Raw genomic sequence first — 282 nt, 5'->3', positions numbered from 1 at the left:
TCGCCCGGGCCGGCTGTGACTGCAGAGTGGAGTCGGGACCGGCCACCACTCCGTGAGCGCCGATCTCGGCGAGCCAGGTCAAACCGAGCGACTCGGCCTTCTCCTTGCTCATCACGACGACGGCGGCAGCACCGTCGGAAATCTGTGACGCCGATCCCGCGGTGACGGTTCCGGCCTTGTCGAAGGCGGGTCGAAGCTTGCCGAGGGAATCGACGGTGGTGTCGGCGCGGATGCCTTCGTCTTCCGTGAACTGGATCGGATCGCCCTTGCGCTGCGGGATCG

1 pseudogene is annotated in these 282 nt (G+C 67.0%); it reads right to left on the bottom strand.

Annotation, left to right across the window (positions count from 1 at the left end):
- Positions 1 to 282 (bottom strand): annotated as a pseudogene (locus tag O4220_RS27755) (acetyl-CoA C-acyltransferase); the annotation flags it as partial.

This window comes from Rhodococcus ruber (genome assembly GCF_027270735.1).
GTDB lineage: Bacteria > Actinomycetota > Actinomycetes > Mycobacteriales > Mycobacteriaceae > Rhodococcoides > Rhodococcoides rubrum_A.
Note: the sequence above shows the minus strand (reverse complement) of the source record. Positions and strands in the feature narration are given on the sequence as shown.